Origin of the sequence: Streptomyces spongiae (assembly GCF_009377185.1) — a bacterium.
In the GTDB taxonomy this organism is placed as follows: Bacteria; Actinomycetota; Actinomycetes; order Streptomycetales; family Streptomycetaceae; genus Streptomyces; species Streptomyces spongiae.
In genome coordinates this window covers 1-3,185 of the sequence record NZ_VJZC01000846.1, presented here as the reverse complement: position 1 = coordinate 3,185, position 3,185 = coordinate 1, and the positions used below count along the sequence as shown (strand labels likewise).

2 protein-coding genes and 1 pseudogene are annotated in these 3,185 nt (G+C 72.9%); all 3 read right to left on the bottom strand.

What is annotated here, in order from left to right; translation table 11 throughout:
• Window positions 1-111: 111 nt before the first annotated feature.
• A complete protein-coding gene (locus FNH08_RS47655; RefSeq protein ID WP_322726598.1) occupies window positions 112-342 on the bottom strand; it encodes a DUF397 domain-containing protein in 231 nt (76 codons plus the stop codon).
• A 62-nt stretch (window positions 343-404) separates the two neighbouring features.
• A complete protein-coding gene (locus tag FNH08_RS47650; RefSeq protein WP_322726597.1) occupies window positions 405-1,361 on the bottom strand; it encodes a bifunctional riboflavin kinase/FAD synthetase in 957 nt (318 codons plus the stop codon).
• A 153-nt stretch (window positions 1,362-1,514) separates the two neighbouring features.
• Window positions 1,515-3,185: pseudogene (locus FNH08_RS47645) on the bottom strand (serine protease); the annotation flags it as partial.

The window sequence follows — 3,185 nt, the reverse complement described above, 5'->3', positions numbered from 1 at the left end:
CCTTCACGGTGCCGGCCCTCTCGCGTACCTGTCCCTGGTGACACTTACCTGGCTTCACTTCCCGGGTGTCACTCCCACGGGTGTCATTTCCCGGGTGTCATTTCCCTGGTGTCACTGCAGATCGAACTCCCCGTCACGCGCCCCGAGTACGAACGCCCGCCACTCCGCCTCGGTGTAGCGCAGCACGGTGTCGGGGTCCGCCGAGTTGCGCATCGCGACGGCACCGCCTTCCAGATAAGCGATCTCCACCCGCTCGTCCTGGGGTCCATCAGGGGAGCCGACCCACTCGACGCCACTGATGTCCATGGCGTACAGCGCTTCCTTCTCCTGCTCGGTCGCCACCGGGTGCACTCTCCGTTCAACTGACCTTACGGACAGGGAGATTCTACAAAACCGGACAGGCTTCAGGCGGAGCCTTCGGCGGCCTCGACCAGCTCACGGCAGCGTTTCACATCGCCCGCCATGGCCTCCAGCAACGCCTCCAACGACTCGAACTTCTGCTGCCCGCGCACGAAGGCGAGGAAGTCGACGGCGACGTGCAGGCCGTACAGGTCGAGGTCGACCCGGTCGATGGCGTATGCCTCGACGGTCCGCTCGGTGCCGTCGAACTGCGGGTTCGTGCCGACGGAGATGGCGGCGGGCATGGCCTCGTCCGCGACGTGCAGCCACCCGGCGTAGACGCCGTCGGCGGGGATGGCGGTGTGCGGGAGCGTCTCCACGTTCGCCGTGGGGAAGCCCAGCTCGCGGCCGCGCTGCGCGCCCCGTACGACGACGCCCTCGACCCGGTGCGGGCGGCCGAGGATCTCGTGGGCGCCCTCGACGTCTCCTTCGGCCACCAGCCGCCGGGTCAGGGTCGAGGAGAAGGGCTGCCCGCCGCCCGCGTCACCGGTCACGTACAGGTCGACGACCTCGACCTCGAAGTCGTACGTCTTGCCCTGCTCGGCGAGGAACCCTACGTTGCCGGCGGCCTTGTGGCCGAAGCGGAAGTTCGGGCCCTCGACGACGGCCTTGGCGTGCAGCTTGTCGACCAGGACCTTGACCACGAAGTCGGCCGGCGACAGCTTCGAGAACTCCGTCGTGAAGGGGAGGATGAGCACCGCGTCCACGCCCAGCTCCGTCATCAGTTCGGCACGGCGGTGGTGCGGGGCGAGCAGCGGCGGGTGGCTGCCCGGCCGGACGACCTCGCTGGGATGCGGGTCGAAGGTCACGACGACGGACGGGACGCCCAGCTCCCGGGCGCGGTCCACGGCGTGCCTGATGATCAGCTGGTGACCGCGGTGGACCCCGTCGTAGGAGCCGATGGTGACGACGCTGCGCCCCCAGTCCTGGGGGATGTCCTCCAAGCCACGCCAGCGCTGCACTGTGCCTGCTCCTTGTCGAAAACTGGTCGAACCCGTGTCCGTGGTTGCCGCGTACGCAGGTCTAAGGGTGCCATGCCGGGTGCCGTCGGCCCGCATCGGCATGGAGGCTGTGACGGGTGGCACGCGTACCGTAACGGACGCGGTGCGGGCGGCTCACGCGGGGACCCGTACCCCCGCGAGGTTCTCGATCATGCGGCGGGCGCTCGGGCCGACCACCGCGGCCCACTCCGCCGGCGAGCCGCTGAGCCATCCCGAGACCTGAACCGCGAAGCCCGGGACGTGGCGGGCGAGGTCCACGAGGGCGCGGTCGAAGCGGGTGGCGCCTTCGGGGGTGCGGACGAGGAGGAGACCCGTACGTCGCACGAGCTCGCGGAACGACGGTCCGCCGCCGCATCCATCTACTCCACCTCCTCCACCTCCTCCATCTCCTCCGTCTCTGCCGCCTCCGCCGCCTCCTCCGCGGCTCGCTCCGCCCACCGCCGCACGCAGCACCGCCTCCAGCACGGCCGGGTCCCTCTCGCTCGCCAGCAGCAGGTCCAGCAGCTCACGCCGCAGCCCGCCCGAGGCCGGGGTGTCCGGCACGGCGAGCACGCCGGCGAGCGCCGCCCGCACCTGCGCGGGACCACCGGCCAGCAGACCGGCGACCAGCGGGAACAGCACCCCGCGCGTCGCGGGCCCGTGCTCCAGCCGAAGGTCGACGTACTCGGCCACGTGCGCGGCGGCCTCCGGGCGCAGCTCCACGACCTCGCGGACGAGTGCGGCGACCTGGCGGGCGAGGACGGGGGTGGTGACGTCGGCCAGGGTCCGCAGGACCTCGCCCGAGTCCGGCCGGGGGGAGCGCAGCCGCAGCCGGAACGCGTCCAGCACCTGGTCCGCGTGCGTGGCGAACGCGGGCGCGAGCGCGCTCGCGGGCAGGTGCGGGTCACCCGCGACGAAGCGCTCCACGGCCTGCGGGAGGTGACGGGAGCGGGTCCGCGTGTCCCGGACGAGGAGGGCGAGCGCACCGCCGTGCAGGGTGACGTCGGCGGGGCGGCCCAGCAGGGTGAGCGCGGCGTAGCGGAGCAGCTCGCAGTCGGCCTCCGTGCGCACGTGCGCCACGGCGCGCAGGGCGTACGTCAGGGCCGCCACCCGTCGTGCCGGGCGCTCGTCGTGCGCCCAGCGGTCGACGGCGCGGCACACCGCCGAGGGCTCCTCCTCCGCGAGGACGGCGAGGAGTTCGTCGCCGCGCCGGTGCGCGCAGGCCACGAGCGCCTCCGTCAGGTCGTCCAGCGCGTGGCGCCGATGGGTGTGCAGCAGCGCCTGCGCCGCCGTCGCCACGGTCGCGTCCGGCGTCGCGGCGAGAGGGCGGTCGTCGGAGAACCAGCGGGTGAGGTGCGGCTGTACGGCGGCGGGGTCGGCCGCGAGGAGCCGGGAGGCCGCGTCCAGGAAGCGGGTGCCCTCGCCCGTGGGCGGGTCGGCGACGACGAGGCGCCGCAGGAGGTCGAGCCGTTCCGCCTCGGGCAACGGCAGAGCCTCCCAGAAGGCCGGTCCGAACTCCCTTGGTACGCCCCGGCCCTGGGCCCTCCACAGGACGATCCAGTCGGTGAGCAGCCGGAGCAGTCCCAGGTGGGCGAGCGCGTCGGGTACGGCCGACAGGGTTTCGGCGACCAGGTGCGTGGCCCACCAGGTGGGGTCGTCGTGCGGGGCGGGCCGCTCGGGCAGGAGGGTGTCCACGGCGAGGAGCAACTCCTCCAGGCGGTGGGCGAGTTCGAGCGGGCCCTCTTCGCGGGCGAGGTGGAGCAGGGCCTGGACGACGGGGCCGATGCGGTGGCGGGGGACGGGGAG